Source organism: Parabacteroides sp. AF18-52, from assembly GCF_003479145.1.
Lineage (GTDB): Bacteria > Bacteroidota > Bacteroidia > Bacteroidales > Tannerellaceae > Parabacteroides > Parabacteroides faecis.
The window spans coordinates 74041-94989 of the sequence record NZ_QUGR01000022.1; the positions used below are offsets into that span (position 1 = coordinate 74041).

Below are 20949 nucleotides of genomic sequence, written 5' to 3' on the forward strand. Positions count from 1 at the left end.
TGACTTCATCGAAGAATCCTGTATCTTTCGGTATCATCTTAATTCCTACCCGAAGAGATTCTCCGGGGTTTGTGGGGCGTTTGTCATAAGTGGCTACCGTGCAGCCGCAAGTGGTACTTACGTCCACTATCACAAGGGGATTGTCCCCAATGTTTCTTACTTCTATGGTTGTTTCCTTTACTTCCGATTTTCCAAAAGTACGAAGTCGATTTCTGTCTGTGTTGCTTCGGCTGTTGTTTTTGGGATAGTTTTGTTCGGATTGTCTTTGCCGGTGATCTGTTTCAGATATAGGTCTTTCACCGCCGTGTTGTGTACCGGATTTCCTAATACAGCCACTTTATTGTTTTTATCCAACAGAAATGTCTGGAAAGTCATATTTGCCGGGAACTTGTTCAATTTATTCAGTTGATCCTCTAAGTCGATGCAGACCGGACGGTTGAAGCCGTCTCGTTTCAACAGATAGCGTATTTCTTTCGTATCTTTGGGATGGATAAAGAAAAGGAAAGGCACTTTTCCCTGTGTGGCCGAATCGGTATACTCGATCAGTTCCTTCCATTTATGCAGTTGTAATTTGCAGCTGGTACAACCAATGGAATCTACATATATTAATACCTTATAATCTGATTCCGGAATTTGGAAATCCGTAGTATCTGTCAGATAGCGTGTGAAGGTCAGGTTTTCAGGGAATACAATTTGTTTTCCCTGCCATTCGTTCACCAATTGCGCAATCTGTTTTTTCTCCTCTTTCTGTTTGTCTTGACAGGAGAAGAAGATCGTTAATACTAATAATATGTATAGATTCAGGTTTTTCATGCCGTTTGCTAAATCTTAAATTCTAAAATCGGATCGTCGCTTTTTGCTTCGGTGGCGACAATCGTATTTGTTTCTTCGTTAATATCTATGCTATTGATCCGTAGGTCGAGTTCGTACCGGCGCACCGGATTCCCTTCCAGGTCGAATACATAAATGTATTTTGCCCCGTTTTCAGGTTCTTTGCCCTGTTTGATGGCTGTAATTTTGTCTTCAAACCGGATGCCTTGAAAAACAGCGTAGATATATTTATTTGTCACCTTTATATCGCTAAACCCCATAATTCCGGTGGGAACGCCCGAACCGTCTTTTGCCGCTTTGTATTGCGGCTCGCCTTCGGGTCCGTAAAGCACCTTATGGGTGTTTTCTTTCAGGTTGAAAATTTCGAAAACTTCTCCCAATTGGGTTGCCATTGCCAGTATTCCGTTGTCGGGATTATAGTCCATGAAACTTCGCCATGCCTGTGCAAGTGCCGGACGGACGGTGTTTTCGTCGATCGTTTCGGATGGTATTTCCCCGATACTTTTGACCGGCTTTCCGTTGTCGTCCACTTGCCAGTAACGGAACTCTCCCATGTAGTCGGGAATGAAAAAACCCGATTCCATCGTATGAAAGTCGAGTGAACGGACCAGCTTCTTGTCAAGTTTGATCTCTTCGACTCGTTCCGCTGAACCGGTAGCCGGAGATATTTTCCAACGTGTAATCTCCATTTTATTGCCATCAATGGCCCATAAAGAGTCTAAGGAGTTGAATTGAATGTTGTCGGCGGAAAGCATCTCCATAGGTCCTTCCCCTCGCTTTCCGAAAGAGGCTAGGTGTTTCCATCCGGGATAGGCAAAAGCATGCAGGAAATGGTCCATGTTGTGGAGGTCCATAACTATAGCAATACTATCCCTGACCGCTACCCGGAATGGGTAACGGAGCAGGATAGTATCCAGGTCTGCTACCTGGGCCTTGAGCACCTTCGTTTCGGGAAAGTCTGCGTACCGGGGGAAAGTGGTTTGCTGGTTTCCTGAACAGGCGACAAGGGTACTAATACCTATTAATAATATGTAAGGGAGAGATTTCATACGTTAGTCTAAACTATAACCACTGATTTTAACTTCGAATTTGTCACCGTCACAATCTACTTCACCTCTACCGTAACACGAATAGTTTTCGCCAGATTGACCATTTTCATTATAAGCTAATGCTTCGATATTTTCAAGCATCAACTCATTCATTGGATTTTTATCCGAAGTAGTGTGACCGAAATACCATGCACCGAATAATAATAGAAAGACAAACCCTGTTTTAATAATTTTTTCCATATTGATATTATTTTATTCTGTTTATACTACTTTTGTCTACAAGCAAGACTCCTGTTGGTTTTTATGACTTACAGTGTAAAAGTAGTGTATCACGTTTGAAAAACAAATAGTTTATCTGGAACGTGTTCTGAGTGTTTGACTTAAGGTGCTGATATATAATATGTAAGAGGAAAATATTGTCAATATTTGTGAGACTTCTGTTACGATTATTATAAAAAAAGCGGGTAAAAAATGGAAATGAAAAGACAAATTAGTAAAATAGGAATAGGTGGAATTGCCTCTATTGGGGTTATTATTTTACTGATGTTATGGTTTGGAAATGTTTACCTGAATCAGAAAAGAAAACTGTATGCCGAATTTAGGGATTTGTTTATAGAGGCGATGCTAGATGAAAAAAAACAACAAAAAGATATCCAAATTCAAAAAAGGAATTATAATCCTCAAAGATCTCCCAATGATATTTCAGGAGAAGAGAAACATGCTTGGTGCGATCAAATTTATCTTACCATGCATGATCCTAACCGGCATCTATTGGATAGTCTTTTTCAAGCTATATTACAAAAAAAGAATATAGAAGTAAAAACAGCCATACGCTACATAGGTAGTGGAAAAGTGATTAATTCTTCGACCGACAGTCTGTTTTATAAAAATGCGACCCTTTTAAATCCTGTTGTTTACAGGATAGATGAAAATGAAGAAAAGAATATAACGCTCCAGGCTTATGTCGATGTTCCGATTCGGATTGTGTTGGAACGAATTGGATGGTTTTGGGTAATTTCTTTTGTTATTTTGATTCTATTGGCCGGTGGTTATGGAATTTATTTTAATAAATTAAAAGAGTATATAGAAAAGATCATCAAGTCATTGAATGAAAGTGAAGCCTTGGTCGTACAACTGAAAACTGAACTGAATGAATTGCAAGCTAAAAAACTGGAGACAGAGCGGATTAGTAAACAACAATCTGAATTGATTGAACGGAAACAGTGTGAACTAACTCAGTTACAAGCTAGCAAGCAGGAAATGGAACAGGTTAGCCAACAACAAGCCGGAGTGATTGACGAAAAACAAGCAGAATTAACTGAACTTCAAACCAAGTTGCAAAATGTTGAGCAGATTAGTAAACAACAATCTGAATCGATTGAACGGAAACAGTGTGAACTAACTCAGTTACGAGCAAGCAAGCAGGAAATGGAACAGGTTAGTAAACAACAAGCCGGAGTGATTGACAAAAAACAAGCAGAACTAATTGAACTTCAAGCCAAGTTGCAAGATATAGAGCGGATTAATAAACAACAGCTCGAGATGATCGAGAAAAAACAAGCTGAGTTATTAGTCTCGCAAAATAAAATAAAATCTTTATTTCCGAAACAAAAAATAGACTGGATCATTTTGCCATGCGGTGTATTATTTGATGAAAAACATGGAGTTGTACGTATTGAGAATGGAAAAACGATTCGTTTGAAGAACAATCCGCTAAAGTTGTTTGGTTATTTTATTAAGGCTGAGGATTATAAATTAATGTTTGAGGATATTTGTACCGATGTTTTGGAGCGCCCAATTAAAAATGGATTAAGTGACTCGGACCGGGAAATTATTTCGACTACTGTAGGTCGTTTAAGGAAGTCTTTGAAGCCATTCCCCTGTATTGAAATTAAGTCACACAGAAAAGTCGGTTATCAGATGGTTTTTTCCAACTATCAAAATGACACTACCCTAGCGGGTAAATCGGATTAATATACCGGGTATTTGAAAATACCCCTGCGACTAATATTTTTTAACATATCATTCCGTTATCAAACAAGCAATATTACCTATCGAAATGATAATCTGAATTTTGAATATATTGTCTTAAAAACAAAATCCCGGGGAAAGAGACTCTCCGGGATTTTGTTTTTTTATACTGTCAGGTTTTTAAAGTTTTTCGATTTCTTCTATCGACAAGCCCGTAGACCGGGAGATTATTAGAGGATCGATACCGTTTTGTTTCAGGTTTGTTGCTATAAGTCGTTGTTCTTCTGCTTTTCCTTCTGCTTTTCCTTCCGCCTTTCCTTCGGCTTTTCCTTCCGCTTTCCCCTCAGCCTTTCCTTCAATCCAACCAGTTTTAATTACACTGCGTTGATAACGCAAAGCCTCCATGTCTGCATAATATTGTCGTCTGTCTTTTTCATCTAACTGGTCGATACGCAAACGTTCGCGTGCTTCCTGTAAGCCATGAACCGTACTGTTTTTATCGATCTCGCCGGTTTTCAGGAAAGCGATCCATTCGTCCAGAGGCGTTTTCGCCTGTTGGTTAAAGCCGTCTACCCGTAATACGTAATATTCGGGAAAAATATCTCCGGCTTCATGACGTACGAATTGTTCGCGTTGGCGTACGGATAACTGGAGTATATCATTATAATGAATTCCTTTAAAGCTGGTACGTCCATGATAAACATAGTCTTTGCCTTGTCCTAATTCAAAATAAACAATGTTGATTGAATATACTTTACGAATAACACCATATTCCTGGCCTTCGTTGATATAATCGGTGATAGCTTTGGATGCTCCGTATAACATACGGTGGAAATAATCTAATTCGCGGTTGTTCTGTACTTCAATGATGATAAGTTCCCCTTTGCTGTCTTCAGCCAGCATATCTACCCGGTTGAATTTATCATCGACACTTTCCTTATTACTTTCGCTTTCCAGCATCTTGACAATACGAATCTCTTGCCCAAGCAATGTAGACAAAAAACCTTCCAGCACAACAAAGTTGGATTTATTACGCAAAAGGCGCTTTACGGCCCAGTCAAAACGGACCAATGCAGAATCATTTTTCATAGTTATTTATTATTTAATTTGTTACGGTAGCAAAGATAGACTTTTTTTTAATCTAAAAGCATATTATCCTGATTTTTACCGGATAAATAGGATATAAAAATATATTTGTCTATGTTTACCGTATAAAGAGTCTAAGGGTTGAATTTTAAACGGGAGTTTGGAGTTCAACTTTTACTGTTTTTGTACACGCCAAAGACTTTTCCTGTAAATCACTTCCTTTCTTTCGCACCGGATTGTGTTAACCGTTGGTGCTTCAGGTAATCAACATTTAAAAAATTAGAATTATGGCTAGACCATTAAAAAAAGGACTGGGCTATTTTCCGCTGGATACGGACCTGTATTCGGACAGGAAAATACAACGCTTGCTCCGAAGGTACGGGTGTAAGGGTATCTGTATTTATTTAGCGATCCTTTGTGAAATTTACCGGGAGAAGGGGTATTATATTCCTTATGACAGTGATTTCTGTTTCGATATCTCTGTTATCCTGGGGTTGGATGAGGCCACGGTTAGTGAGGCGGTCCTTTATTGTATAGATCTTCAGTTGTTCGACAGGGAACTGCTGGAATATCGGCAGGTACTTTCTTCGTTGGCGATACAGAGACGCTTCAGGGAGATCAGTAAAAGACTCGGCGTAAAGATCGACCCGGATCTCGAAATACCGGATAGTTGGGCGAATGAAGGGGTTATTGTTGCAGAAACCCCGGTTATTGCAACGGAAACTCCGGATTCTGTAACGAAAACCCCGGAAAATGGAAATGGAAATCAAAATGTAAATCAATCTACACAATATGGAAAATCAAATGAAACTCGATTTTCAGTCGATAACGGAGAAGCAGCCCGACGGGAAGAACTCCTCCGCATGGCTGAAGAAGCAACAAGAAGTTGCTGATATGACGGCTCGTTACGGGAATGCGGAGAAATTCCTGAATACGTTTAAACCGGATATGCAGGTAATGGCTGCCCGTTATGCCGAGCGTGCTTACTTCGGAACGGCTCCCATGCTGGAAACGGTTTGCCTGGGGTATGGCGAGCTGGCGGCAATGGTGTTCATATGCGCTCTGCTGGAAGATATCAACCTGTTCGTCGGGGTGAAAGAGAAAATGCCGGTCAACCGCCAGCGCGAGTTGTCGCGTCTGGTGCTGGCAGAATATCCTTATCTGAAGGTGACGGAATTGCTGTTGTTTTTTCATCGGCTGAAATGCGGGCGTTACGGCCGTTTTTACGGGATGGTGGATGCGCTGACTGTCACCAGTGCGCTGATGCAGTTTATGGGCGAACGCCTGACGGAGACAAACCGTTTTAAGGCGGCACGAAAGAAGGAGAAGAAACCGGAGAAAGTGGCGTCCGGCGGTATCACTTACGAGGAATATTTGCAATTGAAAGAGAAACAACAAAAACAAAACAATCATGGATAAGAGCAAGGTTTGGGGACATACGCAGCTGGCTATGTTGTATTTCCCGGGTATTTTACCGAAATCGGCTTCTGCACAGTTGTCGTTGTGGATCAAACGGGATGAAGAGCTGCTGGACGATCTGACGAAAGCGGGTTACCGCAAGGGGCAGCGTATGTTTACGCCCCGCCAGGTGGAGATCCTGGTGGATCATCTCGGCGATCCTGAGACCTGGAATATTCGATAATAAATAGAAGCGGGACGGTGAACGTGTTCGGGTTCAATCCTTGTCTCTTTACCTGAATACTCCGGTTCCCGGTAAAATATTTTATTACAATGTGTACCAAATTTGTACGCAATAATAATTATCACTATCTTTGCTTCAAATAAAACCCATACAGCCATGTTAGTAGTAAGCAGTAGAGAATTCAGAGACAACCAGAAGAAGTATTTCGATTCGGTTGATAATGGAGAACAGGTAATTGTTCAAAGAGGAAAGGACCGTTCTTACAAGCTCGTTCCTGTGACGAGTAGCGATGTTTGTATGACAGAGGAAGAGTTCTACGAAAAGATAGACCGTTCCATCCAACAGGCTAAAGAAGGCAAGGTGCTGAGAGTATCATCTAACGAGGATCTTAAAAACTTGCTTGGTTTATGATCGAATATGAATTGGAGTTTACCCAAGAAGCACTAGATGATATTCAGAAGCATAAGAAGAGTGGCAATAAGCCATTATTAAAGAAGCTTGAGAAACTCCTTGTGGAATTGAGACAACATCCTTCTACTGGTACCGGGCAGGTTGAAATGTTGAAACATTACAAAGAAGAAACTTGGTCGCGAAGAATAAACGATGAGCACCGGCTTGTTTATCGTATTAAAGACGATGTGGTAGTGGTGCTTATATTATCTGTATATGGACATTATAAATAGCGAACATTAAGGTAGCCCAATAAGCTGCCTTTTTCCGTTTATTCCCTCATTTCTGCCGTTCACCACTCATTTCATGGGATAGAAATTTACAAGAGCACAAAAAATATATAGATGAGAAAGTGAGAGAAGCGGGTGAAGTTGTAAGCGATCCTATTAAGAAAGCGGTGCAGATTGCTAATGAGAGGGTTCAAAAAGAGCATCCGGATGCATCAAATTTCAGTAAATACTATAATGCGGCAGAAAAGGCTACAGTTCGTAAATATAATAACTTGGCAAAGTTAGAGCAGGCTGCTAAAGATGCTAAGAAAACAGAGTTGGAATCATGTCCAATTGTGGGAGCAGAAGTAAAGAATACAGTTATCAATACTGACTCAACAACATTTTGTAATTCTTTAAATGGATTGAAACATTGTTATGCAGCCACAAGAACTCCCTTTAATGTCTATGAATCTAAGATTGGTCGTTCATTATTAATATCAGAATATACAGTAAAACCTTTAGGGTCAAACTATGTAAAGGTGGGTTTGTCGTATGATAAAGAAACCGTTGACCATTATGAGACTTGTGACAAATCGGAATTTAAAGATGAAATAGATAGTTCTAAAGTATAAAGCAAATAGTTGTCATCATCCAATAATTCGAGAAATTTATCAATGATAAGTATGTCTCATCCTATATACCTTCGTCCTTCGTTGAATCACCAACTACACGACCATAGAATGTCTGGCTGGGTGCTTGACGATCTCTTTGTTCAAGTCTAAGGTTTGTTCTAAATAATCCTGTGCCGGGCTTGGGAAGCCAGCATGAATCCCTTTCTCAGCATATTGTAGCGGAAGACTGGTGGACAGATCAATGCTATGTATTTCTATTGTTTTCATTGGAACAGATAAACAAATAAAAAGAGTTTTGATATTTACTTTGACTATAATTGCATAATAATGTAATTACGACAGTGATTTCTGTTTCGATATCTCTGTTATCCTGGGGTATGGCGAGCTGGTGGCCATGGTGTTCATATATGGAAGATATGTTCCCGGTAAAATCTTTCTTATTCCCTCTTATTCCCTGCTATTCCCATTTAAACCGATTCCGTCCTTTTTCCTTCACGTACATTTGCTTTCATATTAACGATAAACAGAATTGAATCATGAGAAAAATTAATCTGATTGTTTTGCATTGTTCGGCTACCCGTGAGACGATGGAGTATATGCCGGAACAGCTGGAACGTGACCATAAGGCGCGTGGTTTCTTTTCGGCCGGTTATAACTATTATATCCGCCGTTCGGGTGAGGTCGTACCGATGCGTCCGCCGGAGCAGATTCCGGCACATGCGAAAGGGTACATATTCTTTACCTATATTTGAATATCTTGTTACTTATATTAGTATATTTGCATCTGATTAGTAAATGATAGTATGAAAGCGATATTATTAGTAAGAGTATCTACCAAGGTGCAGGACTTTGACGAACAAGAAAAGGAGATTTATCGGATGGCTGTCAAGGACGGTTACGAGCCAGAAGATATTATTTCTATTTGCGAGAAAGAATCTGGTATTAAACTGCCAGAAGAAGAGCGTGCAGGACTTAACAGAATGAAAGAACTGATAGAATCGGACAATACCATAAATTGTGTCTATTGTTGGGAAGTGTCACGTATCGCCAGAAAAAAGAAGATAAACTTTAGTGTCTTAGATTATCTGGTAGAAAGAAAGGTACAGCTTATAGTAAAGAACCCATCAATTAAACTGTTGAAAGATGACGGAACTGTAGATGAGGCGGCAGAGATAGTATTTACCTTATTCAGCCAGATGGCAGAAAGCGAAATGAGAACCAAGCTAGCCAGATGGAAACGTACCAAGGATGCCAACCGTAAACAGTCTATCTATACTGGTGGATGGTTGCTATACGGCTATAAAGTGGATAACGGTAAGATAGTGGAAGACGAGAAAGAAGCCAGTGTGGTACGTAAAATATTTAATATGTATCTGACTGGTAATTACAGCTATAATTCATTAGCTAGAGAACTGACAGAACAAGGTATCATTAAAAAAGGCAGTAGAACCTATGCTTGTAAGTTTGTCAGTCTGATGCTTAGGAATACAGCCTATGCGGGTGAACCGTCCAGTTCTAGCGGTTTTAACAAATTAAAAACAGAAGGCAATGTTTATCCTCCGATAGTTACTATAGAAATGATAAACAAGTGTAAGGAGATTGCCAAGGGTAATATATTGCTTCCAAAAAAGAAATATAATAATTATTACTTTGGCAAAGGCTTGCTTAGATGTCCTTATTGTGGCGGTATCATGGTAGCCAAGAAGAATAACAACACCTATCACTGCCAGAATTGCGATAAAGGGATATGGGTGCAAATAAATATAGTGGATAGTATATTGTGGCGTGTCGCTTCGGGGCTTTACCTTAGTAAGCTAATCACTGGTAATACCAAAGATAGAATTGCCTACCAGAAGAAACTGAAAGAATACGATAATAAGATAGCCACTTCTGAAAAAAACTTGAAAGAAATAGAGAACAGAATAACCAAGGTGGAAGACAGTGCTTATCTGGACGGAACTATGAGCATTGACAGAGCCAAAGGAATTATCAAGCAACTGGGCGGTAAACTTACCGATGAAAGAAAAATGCTGTCACAGTATTATATGGAAAGGGAACAGATTCAAAGTCTGCTGATTAAAGTGGACGAGCCTAAAGAACTGGACGTTTCTAATATTACGGATGATAAATTGAGATTTGAGATTATACACGAAACCATAGAATACGCATTTATTGATAGAATTAATACTATCAAGTGTAATATTTCCATCTATATACCCTATAATAATGAGCCGCTTAGATTTGAATTGCATACTAAAGCCAACAAGGTGTTTTCACTGATAGATGGATATTCCAAAGGGGAAGAAATAAAGTGTTATGAAAGGCGTTTTATCGCTCCCAGAAATGCGGAAAAGAATAGGGAATATAATGTAAAATACTGTCAGGAACACAAGGAAGAAAATGCCAGACGGCAAAGAGAATACAGAGCCAGAAAGAAAGCACTGAAAGAAAGTGGGTTGTAGCCTACTATTATATACGGTACTATACTACCTAGGTGGGTAGTAATTTAATGGTAGTATAACTAGTTATACTGTTTACTATCCCATAGTTAGTATTAGTAATGAAAGTGCATCTATTTGTAGTTCATTATAAGTTTGTCATTTATATTTTTGTAATGTTCCAGAAATTATATATCATTGTATATGTGAAACTTAAAATTTTATAGCTATGAAAAAATTAATAAAGAAACCTATTGTAAACAGAGAAATAATGCGAAACTATTTCTCTATTATCGGACTTACTCCTACGATGAAATCTAAAAGATGATGTTAATAATAAGTGTTCAGAACTGAAAAAGCCAACTTATCCGTTTGGGTAGGTTGGCTTTTTGCGTTAATTATAGTTTCAGAGGACTATTCCCATGTGAAAGTATAAATCGTAGTTTCCGTCCTTGTTTCATTATTATTTAGGCGTTTGTAAGTAGATACTTCAGTACAGCTTTCCACATATCCGTCTTTATCAAATGTATAGGTATATTGCTCTGTAGTTTCATAATTTTCCTCTTTGCTATATATTTTGTCTGGAAGTTGGTTGCATCTCATTCCTGCCAATTCGGGATGTGCTTCCAATAACGGACGCAAATCATCCACACTCCATACCATTATCGGGAGATAGCCTTTACAAGTTTTTCCGCTATAAGACAATTCGTGAATATCTTCATCGCTAAAGCTCCATGCCATTTTAGTTAATTTTTCACCTTGCCATGTGTAAGACAGATAGTCCTCTTCATCATATTGCAATTTTACTAGCTGATTGTTTGCATTATAAGTAAAGTTTGTATTATCCAAATCTCCTCCGTCACTATCAGAAGTATGTGTTATCAATCCACTTTCTAATGTATATGTGATTGCCTCTCCATTTCTGCTTTCAATGATTTTGTTTGTTCCCCAAGTGACAGTATAAGTACTGGTGTGTGTGCTACCATCGTATTGTTCTGTGTTTGTAGCTGATACTAGCTTACCATTGCTATCGTAGGAATATTCAGTAATAGATACCCCGTCTTCATTTGTCATTCTTAGTTCAACAAGTAGCTTTTGATTGGTGATAACACCATCATCATTTTTACTAGGTTCGTCATCATCACTGCAAGAAGTAAAGTTCACGCACATGGCTAGTAAAGCCATTCCAATTAATCTAAATGCTCTCATCTTTGTTTGATATTTAAGTTATTAATTATGTTGATTAAATCACTGGATATTATTTATAGCGTCTAAGTATTCTGTTTCTTAATCTAATATCAATTATTATAGCAATAACACCAAAAAGTAATATTGGAGAACAGAAAGTAAAAAGCATATCTATAAAACTTCTAAAGTTTTGTGTTGGAGGATAATAAATAACAAACAGAACTGTATATATCACGAATATACTCCCTGCAATTATGCCGAATTTTAAGTAATAGTTACAACTCTTCAAAATTTCCTCTTCTCGTTTTTCCTCTTTTCTCTGTCTTTTCTGTTCTATCTGAAATTCTCTTGTTTCTTTTTGTTTGGTTTCTTGTTGTTGCAACATGATTCTTTTTTCTTGCTGCCTTTTTTCTATATTTCTACGTTCTTTGTTCTCAAAATAGGCGGTAAGTTCTTTTAGTGATTTTGGATGAAAGAAGTTGCTTTGATTTTCTTCTATCATAAAGACAAATCTTTCTGTTCCGTCTAGCTGTAAAGCAAATGTAACATCATCCTTGAATGATGGATGAAGCATATAGGATTGTTCTTTGAAAGAAATCACTAAGGAATTGTTGGCAGAAATATATTGCCACGTAGCATTTATAACACTACCATTTACAGAGGTAATGAGAGAACCGTTTTCTTGAAAGATATATAACTCCTTATCACCAGAATCATTAAATACCAACCAAGACTTATTACATAGAATAGCCTTAACATCTAGATTCTTACTGAATCTGTTGTATTTATTCGGAATATCCAATAAGTAGGCTTTCATCTTGTTTAAATCCATGCTTCCCAGTTTCCAGATAGAAGCGGATAAAAAAAAGGCGTGGAAACTTTAACTTATTATCTCACTTAGGCTCTCTTATTGCTAAGAGTTCTGGACTGCCCTGACTGTATAATAAGCAAAGTCCACGCCTAATGATATGATATTCCTATAGTTAGGATATAAATATCATAGACGTGGACGTTTCTTGCTCATTATCCACAGTCAAGAATTGTCCAGATTCAAGTGAGGGATAATATTGCTAAACGCCCTTTACTAAATATGTCCTTTCAGTGCCTTAACACATTAAGCCCACTGAAATTGCTGCAAAGTTAATGAAAGGTTTTGAATAGCTAAAGATAAAACACTGATAAATGCAGTTCTAAGTGTTCCAAAACATATCTGTAGTAGTTAATTAGGTAATCATACCAGCTATTAGTTTCCAAAAATCGCACATACCATAAACTACAAGCCATATCATGCCTTTAAAAAAAGAGAATCTCCCACTCCGTTACGGAACTGGTTGCAATCCGCTAGAACTATCAGAATGTGACAAACTTTTCTATTTCTGTAAATGGTTCAGATACTTCAAACTTTGTCACATTCCAACAGATTAGAAACTTAGACAATCATAAGTATTTAGTAGTTCTTCTTGTCTAAGTCCTAAGTATCTTTTAGTTATGGTTACACTGGAATGATTAAACAGTTCCATAAGTTTAACTAAGGCTAGTTCTGAATTATCACTGTTCATATTATAAACTTGTCTGCCAAAAGTCTTTCTAAGGGAATGGCAACTGAAATTGCCTAAACGTAGTTTGTACTTCTTTTTCACCTCTTTTAGTATCACATTGATTCTTTGGATAGTGAAAACAGTTCCTTTTTGGCTCACTAAAATAGGTGAGTTAATTCCTATTGGCTTTATCTGTTCATAACATTCTTTAATGTGCTGCCCAAGTTGGGCATTTATTCTAATAGTTCTCACCTTATTTGTCTTTTTCTCTATTACTGTAAATTCACTGGTATTTAATATCTGTTTCCATCTCAAAGCTAGAATATCAGATATTCTTAAACCAGTGAAACACCCCAAAGCTATAAGAAGTGAAATTTTATAATTCCCATCTTTAGCCAATTTTCTTATTAAATTCATTGCATCAGACCAAACTAAATAATCTGCTGTAGTGCTTGAATATTTTAAACTCATAATGTTCTGTTTTATATGTAAATAAATAAAAGTGAATGTTTCACCATTACCAATATACTAGCCAATTAGCTAATGTGTTGATTGCTAGCAAAACATTCACTTTGTATATTAGTGAGTATTTATGATTGTATATAAATAAAGATGGATAAAATCAGTATCAGCAAAAAGGGATTTATAATACCAATTATTATTAGTAACAGTACTACTAGTATGCCCCATAGTACTAGTTTTTCATTATCTTCCATTTTGTAGTATTTTTAAGTGAATAAAAAAGGACACCTAATAAATAGATGCCCTATTAGTTAGTTTAGCCCAAGAACCAAGAATATTTATTATCCAGTCCTTGTAATACATTGTTTAATCCAACACTTACCTCTGTAGCATTTACCCCACGTTGTAAATAGCTGTCTATGTAGCTATTTTTGTTTGATTGTGTGAGTAAATTATGAAAATCAAAAAGAGATATAGCATTATCTTTCACTCCAAACACTTCATTTGTGTAATAATCACGACACACACTATTTATTTGGCTGTCAGTGATTAAAAGTCTTGGTATTGCTTTCTGTCTTGCTGGTGAAAGTGCTTGATACATTCTCATTCTGCCTACCACTTGTGCAAACTGTGTTTCAGATAGATAAGTGTCTGATAGTGTTTGCATCAAATGTATTTCTTTGGCTGCATTGAAGTTGTTAAACAATTCCAGTACATTTCTGTAAAGCTCATTGATATTGGTTACTTCCATGTTGAACCTCACACCCTCACCAGTAAGAATCTGATTAGAACAAATTTTCATTCTCCAACCTATAAAACAAGAAAATTTCTCCAAGCCTTTGGAAGAACGGTACAGATTCAAGTCACTGTAATTTCTTACCCCACCTATGCACAATTCAAGTTTTTGCCCTCTTATTGTTTCAAAAATGGTTGGAACAGTAAAAGCAAATGCAAGCCTTTGATAGAATTGTGTCTTTTCACATTCTAACAGTTCACTTGCTTTCTTGCCTAGTGCGGACGGTATTCTACCACGTACTATATGTGAAACTCTTATTTCTGGAAAGCTCACCTTTTCACCTGCATAGAATGTACTTGCAGCTTCATGCACACAAGAAATAAAGTCTTGGTGTGCAATGGTTAATTCTTGGTTTGCCCAAGTAGGCACAACACATTTGTTTGCAAGTTCTTCCAGTGTGATAGAATCTGTATTTGCTTCCAAAAAGGTAACACTAGGCTTTGCAGTTTCTTCCACAATTATAGTAGCTTCTTCTGCATACTCACCTAAATTCAAAGTTCTTTTCTCTGTTGGCATGATAACTAAATTTCTCATATTGATAAAAGTTTAAATGATTAATAATTCTTTTTTATATCAATATACAGAGGGGGACTATTGGAGGTTGTGGACACGCAAGACAGCCACTCTTATATATTTTAGGTCACTGGCTGAATGGGGAGGGGGGGGGTTCTGTATTAAGTACCTTATATATCTGCTCTCTTGACTTTCAGCTAAACTGAATGTAGGTGATTAGTTAGTTTAGTCAAGTATGACGGAATACTCTATCTCTTCTTTCTTCTTGTTATTTATATTCAGTACTTTAGCTATATATTCCAAAGTTATTTCTTCGGAAGTTATTCTATTAGTTAGTAAACTCCTAATATCTTCATCTTCCATATAACCTAGCTTTCCAGTTATTTCAACAAGTAAGCTGTTTCTTCTTCTGATACTGCCATTTGCCATTACTGTTATTTCATCATTTCTATCTGGTGGAACAACACCGTTATCAATACACCAGTCATAAATAATATGATAGATTCTTGTATCTGTATCATCTTTCTTAAAATCTGGAATAATGGACTTGTTCAGTATCAGCAAACCATTAGTTATATATTTTATCTGTCCTGCATTGACTGCCATTTCCAGATATTTATTTAATGTTTTTGTATCAATACCCAATTTCTTAGACAGTTCCGTTTTGTTAAGTCCGTCCAGATACGGACTTTCACTTATATACTTGTTCGTTTCCTTTTTGCATAGAGCCTTTAATTTAAGCAAGAAGTTCTTTATCTTAATTCTCTCACTGGCTTTTGCAATGTTCATATCATCATTAAAGAAACTGTTATAAATATAGAAGAAGTCTTCATTACATTTTGCCACATGATATTTATTGTACGTCTTGTAGCTTCCCTCTGCTATTACATTGTTACTTATCACTTTATCAATAAGATTCTTATTATTCTTTAGCCTTGAAACGCTTCTTTTTACAGTACTTAATGATATGCCTAATTTTTCGGAAATCTCCTTTTCCGTAACATTATCTGCAATGGAAGTTTTATAATTCATCCTTGACTTTATATAGGCATATACTATGGCATCCTTATTATCTATATTATTAATGTCTTTTGTCAGTGTCGTATATTGTTGTTCCATTGTGCGCAAACGGTTGGTTATTTGATTCTTCTTGGTATATGTTATGAATTTCTCCTTTTTTCAGAGCGTTGTTGTATTTACGTGTCCCACCTAAATACCGCTTCAATTCCTTCCTTGTATTGAACAGTCTGTTATTATATATCATCATAATGTTACGTTTTTGTCATTAGTTACTTATCTACGAAAGCTAAAAATCTGATAATGAAGTGCGCAGCACTGAATTATCTATGTTGTAATGTTAGTATTGTAGTAATGTATAGAGTATCATTTTTCCCCTATACTTGGTGTCAAATTTCCCATGAACTACGGTTCATTTTTCCTTAGTACCACTTTACCAAGACTATCTTTAAAAAACATCTGTAATTCACTTCCTTGTGTTGTCTGGCTGACTATGTATGCCGAAATAGGTATTATGTACTGTTTTTGATGGTGTCTTATAGAAAGGCTTTGGCTGTTATACATTATAAGGTTGCCAATCATTCAGTTTAAAGTAGAATGTAATTCTACGCTTGTTTATCTGCTTCTTTTTCTTTAGAAAGCCGTTCATTTTAGCCCATATACCAACAGCTACCTTATTGCCGGTAATGCCATCCTTGAAAGCCATTCCCTTTAATTGTTCAAACGTGTAATACTCCATGATTCAATGTTAGTTTCATTATATACTGTAAAATCTATAGTGCTTGAATTACTACGGGCAGTTCTGGTTATACCTCTGCTTGTGGTAGTTCCTATCTTTTTATCTCTGTACGATTATATTCATTTTACGGGTGTGTACCTAATCAAAGGAACACTTTCTATAGGCGGTTTATCTATATCGCTATATTGCCGTTATTTTCTTCTGTCAGCAAGCTAACGGACAAGAATAGTGATTTTATGTAGTTCTTTTGACAATAGTTTATATTTATGGCTATTTACGGATAAGCGATATTCGGAACAGATATTTAAATAACTGTATTTTAGCGATTAATGGGCTTATCGAAGTAGCGGCTATATAACTTATTAGTAAGTAAAAATCAGTGATGATAGAAGTAGTTAGTTATCCTGCTGACTTTTTGTGTACCCAAATAAGTGATGGTAGTATTAGTAATGACAGCCGTTATTTTTCGGAACTAGTACATTAGTTAAAAAATAGTATAGCTAATAGTGATACGACTGCGGTGTATAGTAGTAACGGTGCTACTAGTAGTTTTCTATTTGTACATTAGCTAATAGTACTGGGTACTGATTAATAAGATGCCTATATAAAGTACTTATTAAAAAAATATTCTAAGAAGTTTTTTATATTACGGATATATTACATACCTTTGCAGCGCATTTACAGAGGCATTTACTTTAGCGGTAATTTTGCCGTGTTCAAAAAATATAATTATTATGAATACTTCAACTATTGAAACTGTAAATGCGCAAGTTTTTGTACAAGTGATTAACTCTGACCGTGCCACACAATTTGAAAAACTTGGTGGCTGGTTCTCGTCTAAAGCATCCGGGAAAGAACTCGTTAGAAAAGCTAGACAGCAACTTGATAAATATCAAGAATATGTCAGCTTTTTGGAGCAAGTTGTAAAGATAGAGCCTAGCGATATAGATTTGCAACTGAATCTGTCCAAGATAACGGAAACATTGAAAAATGCTTCTCCAGAGTTGAGAAAACAAGTTTTGTCGGAGATTGATGACTAACAAAAATTGGGCTACTACTTCGGTGGTAGCCTTTTTTAATTTGTAAGGCATGAATATAGCAGAATACGCAGAACAATTATTTAATTTGGCATATAGCCAAGAAATGATAGATTTCATTACCAGCCTAGGCAGTAGTGATGAATGGTGTATGAAAGTTACTGCCATACAAGGGTATTACTTCTTCGTATTCTATAAGAGTATTAACCAGTTCTTCATAGTAGGATATATGAGAAGAGGTAATAATACTACTGACTTTGTTTATATCAATTTGAATAATGCCTTTATCTTATCACAGCATTTGCTATCCAGATTCCGCAAAAGAGTAATAGCGGATGGTATAAAGTATGATTTAAGAGGTCGGATGTTTGATATACTGGAACACTCCATACAGACACTTATTAATATCAATGAAGAAATATACTTATGCAACACTGGCATATCAGATAAATATAACGATAACTATTTTGCTTGGACTAAATTCGGACTAATACCAGTAATAAGATATAGCGATATTGTATTTTGTGGTACTACGTTCATATCTGTAGATATGTTGAATGAGAAGCAAAAGGAGTTATGGGATAGCGTTCATTCCAAACTACTAGAACAAGACTTATTGAGAAAATAGCCAGTTTATCCTACCACATTTTTTCACACATTATGTAATGTATGCTAGATGGTACTTTTGTACCATAAGTAACAAGATGGTTAAATAAGTACTAAGAATATAATGCGTTCAGTCTGGGGATTTGTTACGAAGGTGGGCTGGATGCCGACGGGCATCCGAAAGATACGCGTACGGAGAGGCAAAAATTGTCTATCAGGGGATTGCTGTTGTTGCTGCTGGTGCGGTATCCGGGATGTCGGATCTGCGGGCACCGTGATTTGTCGCCCGACCGGAATGGCGACGGGAAGATCACGCGGGATGAATGGTTGAAGGAGTGTCCTTGTTTTGATGCGGAGGAGGAGTATGGGATATTGTAAAAGAAGGTGCTGGCTGCTTGGTTGCCAGTTATGGGTGGCGGTTTTCCTGTCGCTGGCAGGTGTTGTATTGTTGTTTATGGGGTTCTGGTGCAGTCCGACGGGGAAGATAGATAGTTCGGTGTTGGTAGGATTCGGCGAGGTGTTGACGTTTTCAGGGGCGTTGTTCGGGGTGGATTATAGTTATAAATATAAGATCAGAAGGGATGAGAAAGAGGAATAAGGAGTTGGTCGGGGTGTGTTTCGGTGTGTGTTTGTGGGTTTTGTTGACGGGTGCCGGTTGTGCGGGGAAGAGGGGCGTGGCTACGGGGCGGGAATTCAGGGAAAGGGATTCGTTGATGATAGAGCGTTTCGATAGCCTACGGATGGAACATATGTGGAAATCTTCTGCGGCTGTGGCGGTCCGATGGGAGGAGGTGGAATTTTCCGCACCGGATAGTAGTGGGTACCAGTATGTGGAGCGGGTCAGACAGGCTGTGGCGGACAGTCGGGAGGTTTCTGTTAGCCGGGATACATTGCTCTTGCTTTCACGGCAGGAAGATCGTCGGTTGCGGGAAACAGTGGCTACGGAACAGAAGGAAAGCGGCTGGTTGATGGGGTACTTACCGATTTGGTGGGTATTGGGTGTGGGAGGTATATTGTTATTAGGAGTTTGGTGGTGTAATAGAACCTATACCTGATATTGTATTCATAAATATTTGGAGGAAAAATATCGATGAAAAAAGTTTTTTTGGCTCCTTTAATGGAGTAAATCTGTTTTACTCGGGGGCGTAAAATAAACTGTGTCATGCGCTGTTTTTCTTTCAAGCTCATCGGTCGGGGATCGGCCAGCGCCAAGGGGGTGCACCAGCACTCCCGACGAGCGTAAAATTACAACAACTTAAATCTATCTCCAAACTTTATCGCCAGTTGTTGGGCAATGGTGCCCCAATTAGCCAGTGGCATAGTCCATTTCTTGCGTATGTTGCGATAAGCGAGGTAGACAAGCTTCTCAAGGGCGGTGTCATTAGGGAACACGCCCTTGTTTTTTGTGACTTTCCGTATTTGCCGGTGGTAGCCTTCAACGGTATTCGTCGTATAAATCATCCGACGTATATCGGATGTGAACTGGAAGTATTCAGTGAGCTTTTCCCAGTTGTCCTGCCACGACTTGATGACGATAGGATATTTCTCTCCCCATTTCTGATCTAAATCAAGAAGCTCCGTTTCAGCGGCATCCTTGCTGACTGCACCGTAAACCCGTTTCAGATCTTTAAGAAACTCCTTCTGGTGTTTACTGCCGACGTATTTGATGGAGTTACGTATCTGATGGACGATACAAAGTTGCACTATGGTATCAGGGAATACGCTTTGGATGGCATCCGGGAAGCCCCTCAGACCATCGACACAAGCTATGAGAATGTCGTGTACACCACGGTTCTGTAAATCGGTCAGCACATTCAATCAGAAGTTTGCCCCCTCATTCTTAGAGATGTACATCCCTAGCAAATCCTTACGACCGTCCTTATCTATAGCCAATACGTTGTAGATTGCATAGGTAATGGCACAGCCTCTCTCATCCATGACTTTATAATGAATGGCATCCATCCAGACTAAACACAAGCTATGAGAATGTCGTGTACACCACGGTTCTGTAAATCGGTCAGCACATTCAACCAGAAGTTTGCCCCCTCATTCTTAGAGATGTACATCCCAAGCAAATCCTTACGACCGTCCTTATCTATAGCCAATACGTTGTAGATTGCATGGGTAATGGCACAGCCTCTCTCATCCATGACTTTATAATGAATGGCATCCATCCAGACTATCGGATAAATATAGTCCAGGCTACGCGAACGCCACGCTTTTATTTCCGGAAGTACCCGGTCAGTGATGGAACTGATTGTTTCGGCAGACACACGGTTACCAAGATTCTCTTCCATCCAATCGCTTATTTCACGTGTACTATTACCAAGGGCATAAAGGCCGATTATGCGGTCAGCAACACCTTCCGCGAGAATGGTCTCCCGCTTCTTTATAAACTGAGGATCGAAGGTGGAATTACGATCACGGGGGGTAGAAACGGTCACCTCACCCATAGAAGTTTGCACCTGCTTCTGCATCTTGCCATTACGACGGTTGCCACTCATGCGTTCATCCTCGGAAAGATGGGCATCCATCTCACCTTCTAAAGCTGCATTTAAAATGCTCTCCAATAACGGGGCAAAAGCTCCGTCCTTACCCAACAAGGGCTTGCCAGCCTTGAGCTGCTCGATTGCCTTGTTCTTGATCCTTTCAAAATCAAACTCTTCACTCATAAAAAAACTGTGTTAGCAAAGTTAATACTTTATTTGTTTGCTTTGCTGACACAGTTTAAATTACAGCCTC

21 protein-coding genes and 6 pseudogenes are annotated in these 20949 nt (G+C 38.1%); 14 read left to right on the plus strand and 13 right to left on the minus strand.

What is annotated here, in order from left to right; genetic code table 11:
• The 3 genes and pseudogenes from DWX23_RS22390 to DWX23_RS22400 all read right to left on the minus strand — a co-directional run.
• Positions 1–813, minus strand: a pseudogene (locus tag DWX23_RS22390) (DUF1573 domain-containing protein); the annotation flags it as partial.
• 8 nt (positions 814–821) lie between these two features.
• Positions 822–1880: a BF3164 family lipoprotein gene (locus DWX23_RS22395; RefSeq protein ID WP_122376132.1), complete on the minus strand. Its 1059-nt coding sequence runs from the start codon at positions 1878–1880 to the stop codon at positions 822–824.
• Positions 1881–1883: 3 nt separating this feature from the next.
• A complete protein-coding gene (locus tag DWX23_RS22400) occupies positions 1884–2120 on the minus strand; it encodes an NVEALA domain-containing protein (protein WP_122376133.1) in 237 nt (78 codons plus the stop codon).
• Between the two features lie 231 nt (positions 2121–2351).
• Between DWX23_RS22400 and DWX23_RS22405 the strand changes: the two genes are divergently transcribed.
• Positions 2352–3854 (plus strand): hypothetical protein, encoded by a 1503-nt coding sequence (locus tag DWX23_RS22405; RefSeq protein WP_122376134.1) that lies wholly within the window; start codon positions 2352–2354, stop codon positions 3852–3854.
• A 177-nt stretch (positions 3855–4031) separates the two neighbouring features.
• Here the strand turns inward: DWX23_RS22405 and DWX23_RS22410 are convergent, their stop codons facing one another.
• Positions 4032–4940 carry an Rpn family recombination-promoting nuclease/putative transposase gene (locus DWX23_RS22410; protein WP_122376135.1) on the minus strand — a complete coding sequence of 303 codons (909 nt, stop codon included), beginning with the start codon at positions 4938–4940 and terminating at the stop codon, positions 4032–4034.
• Positions 4941–5224: 284 nt separating this feature from the next.
• Between DWX23_RS22410 and DWX23_RS22415 the strand changes: the two genes are divergently transcribed.
• The 6 genes from DWX23_RS22415 (at position 5225) to DWX23_RS22440 (ending at position 7873) form a co-directional block, all read left to right on the plus strand.
• Positions 5225–5830 (plus strand): DUF4373 domain-containing protein, encoded by a 606-nt coding sequence (locus tag DWX23_RS22415; protein ID WP_122357331.1) that lies wholly within the window; start codon positions 5225–5227, stop codon positions 5828–5830.
• Positions 5742–6356 (plus strand): DUF6633 family protein, encoded by a 615-nt coding sequence (locus tag DWX23_RS22420; RefSeq protein ID WP_233587750.1) that lies wholly within the window; start codon positions 5742–5744, stop codon positions 6354–6356. Before DWX23_RS22415 ends, DWX23_RS22420 begins: the two co-directional genes overlap by 89 nt.
• Positions 6349–6579: a DUF4248 domain-containing protein gene (locus DWX23_RS22425; protein ID WP_122357329.1), complete on the plus strand. Its 231-nt coding sequence runs from the start codon at positions 6349–6351 to the stop codon at positions 6577–6579. The genes DWX23_RS22420 and DWX23_RS22425 overlap by 8 nt, the downstream gene beginning before the upstream one ends.
• Before the next feature lie 156 nt (positions 6580–6735).
• Positions 6736–6990 (plus strand): prevent-host-death protein, encoded by a 255-nt coding sequence (locus DWX23_RS22430; RefSeq protein ID WP_048315279.1) that lies wholly within the window; start codon positions 6736–6738, stop codon positions 6988–6990.
• On the plus strand, positions 6987–7262 hold the full coding sequence (locus DWX23_RS22435; protein ID WP_122376137.1) for a Txe/YoeB family addiction module toxin: 276 nt from the start codon (positions 6987–6989) through the stop codon (positions 7260–7262). Before DWX23_RS22430 ends, DWX23_RS22435 begins: the two co-directional genes overlap by 4 nt.
• A gap of 119 nt (positions 7263–7381) precedes the next feature.
• Positions 7382–7873: a hypothetical protein gene (locus DWX23_RS22440; RefSeq protein ID WP_122376138.1), complete on the plus strand. Its 492-nt coding sequence runs from the start codon at positions 7382–7384 to the stop codon at positions 7871–7873.
• A gap of 64 nt (positions 7874–7937) precedes the next feature.
• On the opposite strand, the pseudogene DWX23_RS25230 reads toward DWX23_RS22440, so the two are convergent.
• Positions 7938–8140, minus strand: a pseudogene (locus DWX23_RS25230) (peptidase S24); the annotation flags it as partial.
• Between the two features lie 269 nt (positions 8141–8409).
• On the opposite strand from DWX23_RS25230, the pseudogene DWX23_RS22450 reads away from it, so the two are divergent.
• A pseudogene (locus DWX23_RS22450) lies at positions 8410–8604 on the plus strand (N-acetylmuramoyl-L-alanine amidase); the annotation flags it as partial.
• Between the two features lie 72 nt (positions 8605–8676).
• Positions 8677–10335, plus strand: a complete 1659-nt coding sequence (locus DWX23_RS22455) for a recombinase family protein (protein WP_122376140.1) — start codon at positions 8677–8679, stop codon at positions 10333–10335.
• 390 nt (positions 10336–10725) lie between these two features.
• On the opposite strand, the gene DWX23_RS22460 is transcribed toward DWX23_RS22455, so the two are convergent.
• The 6 genes from DWX23_RS22460 to DWX23_RS22490 form a co-directional block, all read right to left on the minus strand.
• Entirely contained in the window at positions 10726–11520 is a 795-nt protein-coding gene (locus DWX23_RS22460; RefSeq protein ID WP_122376141.1) for a DUF4595 domain-containing protein, read from the minus strand.
• Between the two features lie 49 nt (positions 11521–11569).
• Positions 11570–12316 carry a hypothetical protein gene (locus DWX23_RS22465; RefSeq protein WP_122376142.1) on the minus strand — a complete coding sequence of 249 codons (747 nt, stop codon included), beginning with the start codon at positions 12314–12316 and terminating at the stop codon, positions 11570–11572.
• A gap of 604 nt (positions 12317–12920) precedes the next feature.
• The gene (locus DWX23_RS22470) at positions 12921–13508 is read right to left on the minus strand and encodes a tyrosine-type recombinase/integrase (RefSeq protein ID WP_122376143.1); all 588 of its coding nucleotides are present in this window, start codon (positions 13506–13508) and stop codon (positions 12921–12923) included.
• A gap of 307 nt (positions 13509–13815) precedes the next feature.
• Positions 13816–14829, minus strand: coding sequence for a DUF3871 family protein (locus DWX23_RS22475; protein ID WP_122376144.1), 1014 nt, complete (start codon positions 14827–14829; stop codon positions 13816–13818).
• 204 nt (positions 14830–15033) lie between these two features.
• Positions 15034–15840, minus strand: coding sequence for a winged helix-turn-helix transcriptional regulator (locus DWX23_RS22480; protein WP_122376155.1), 807 nt, complete (start codon positions 15838–15840; stop codon positions 15034–15036).
• Between the two features lie 541 nt (positions 15841–16381).
• Complete coding sequence (locus DWX23_RS22490) at positions 16382–16564, minus strand: hypothetical protein (RefSeq protein WP_122376145.1); 183 nt, start codon at positions 16562–16564, stop codon at positions 16382–16384.
• A gap of 734 nt (positions 16565–17298) precedes the next feature.
• Here DWX23_RS22490 and DWX23_RS22495 point away from each other — a divergent pair.
• The 5 genes and pseudogenes from DWX23_RS22495 (at position 17299) to DWX23_RS22515 (ending at position 19262) form a co-directional block, all read left to right on the plus strand.
• Positions 17299–17604, plus strand: a complete 306-nt coding sequence (locus DWX23_RS22495; RefSeq protein ID WP_122376146.1) for a hypothetical protein — start codon at positions 17299–17301, stop codon at positions 17602–17604.
• A gap of 49 nt (positions 17605–17653) precedes the next feature.
• Positions 17654–18229: a hypothetical protein gene (locus tag DWX23_RS22500; RefSeq protein ID WP_122376147.1), complete on the plus strand. Its 576-nt coding sequence runs from the start codon at positions 17654–17656 to the stop codon at positions 18227–18229.
• A 98-nt stretch (positions 18230–18327) separates the two neighbouring features.
• A pseudogene (locus DWX23_RS22505) lies at positions 18328–18585 on the plus strand (N-acetylmuramoyl-L-alanine amidase); the annotation flags it as partial.
• Positions 18572–18805, plus strand: a complete 234-nt coding sequence (locus DWX23_RS22510) for a hypothetical protein (RefSeq protein WP_122376148.1) — start codon at positions 18572–18574, stop codon at positions 18803–18805. The pseudogene DWX23_RS22505 and the gene DWX23_RS22510, both read left to right, overlap by 14 nt.
• A complete protein-coding gene (locus DWX23_RS22515) occupies positions 18789–19262 on the plus strand; it encodes a hypothetical protein (protein WP_122376149.1) in 474 nt (157 codons plus the stop codon). The genes DWX23_RS22510 and DWX23_RS22515 overlap by 17 nt, the downstream gene beginning before the upstream one ends.
• Before the next feature lie 190 nt (positions 19263–19452).
• On the opposite strand, the pseudogene DWX23_RS22525 reads toward DWX23_RS22515, so the two are convergent.
• Together DWX23_RS22525 and DWX23_RS22530 are read right to left on the minus strand one after the other, a co-directional pair.
• Positions 19453–20175: pseudogene (locus DWX23_RS22525) on the minus strand (IS256 family transposase); the annotation flags it as partial.
• Positions 20176–20198: 23 nt separating this feature from the next.
• A pseudogene (locus tag DWX23_RS22530) lies at positions 20199–20879 on the minus strand (transposase); the annotation flags it as partial.
• Positions 20880–20949 lie beyond the last annotated feature (70 nt).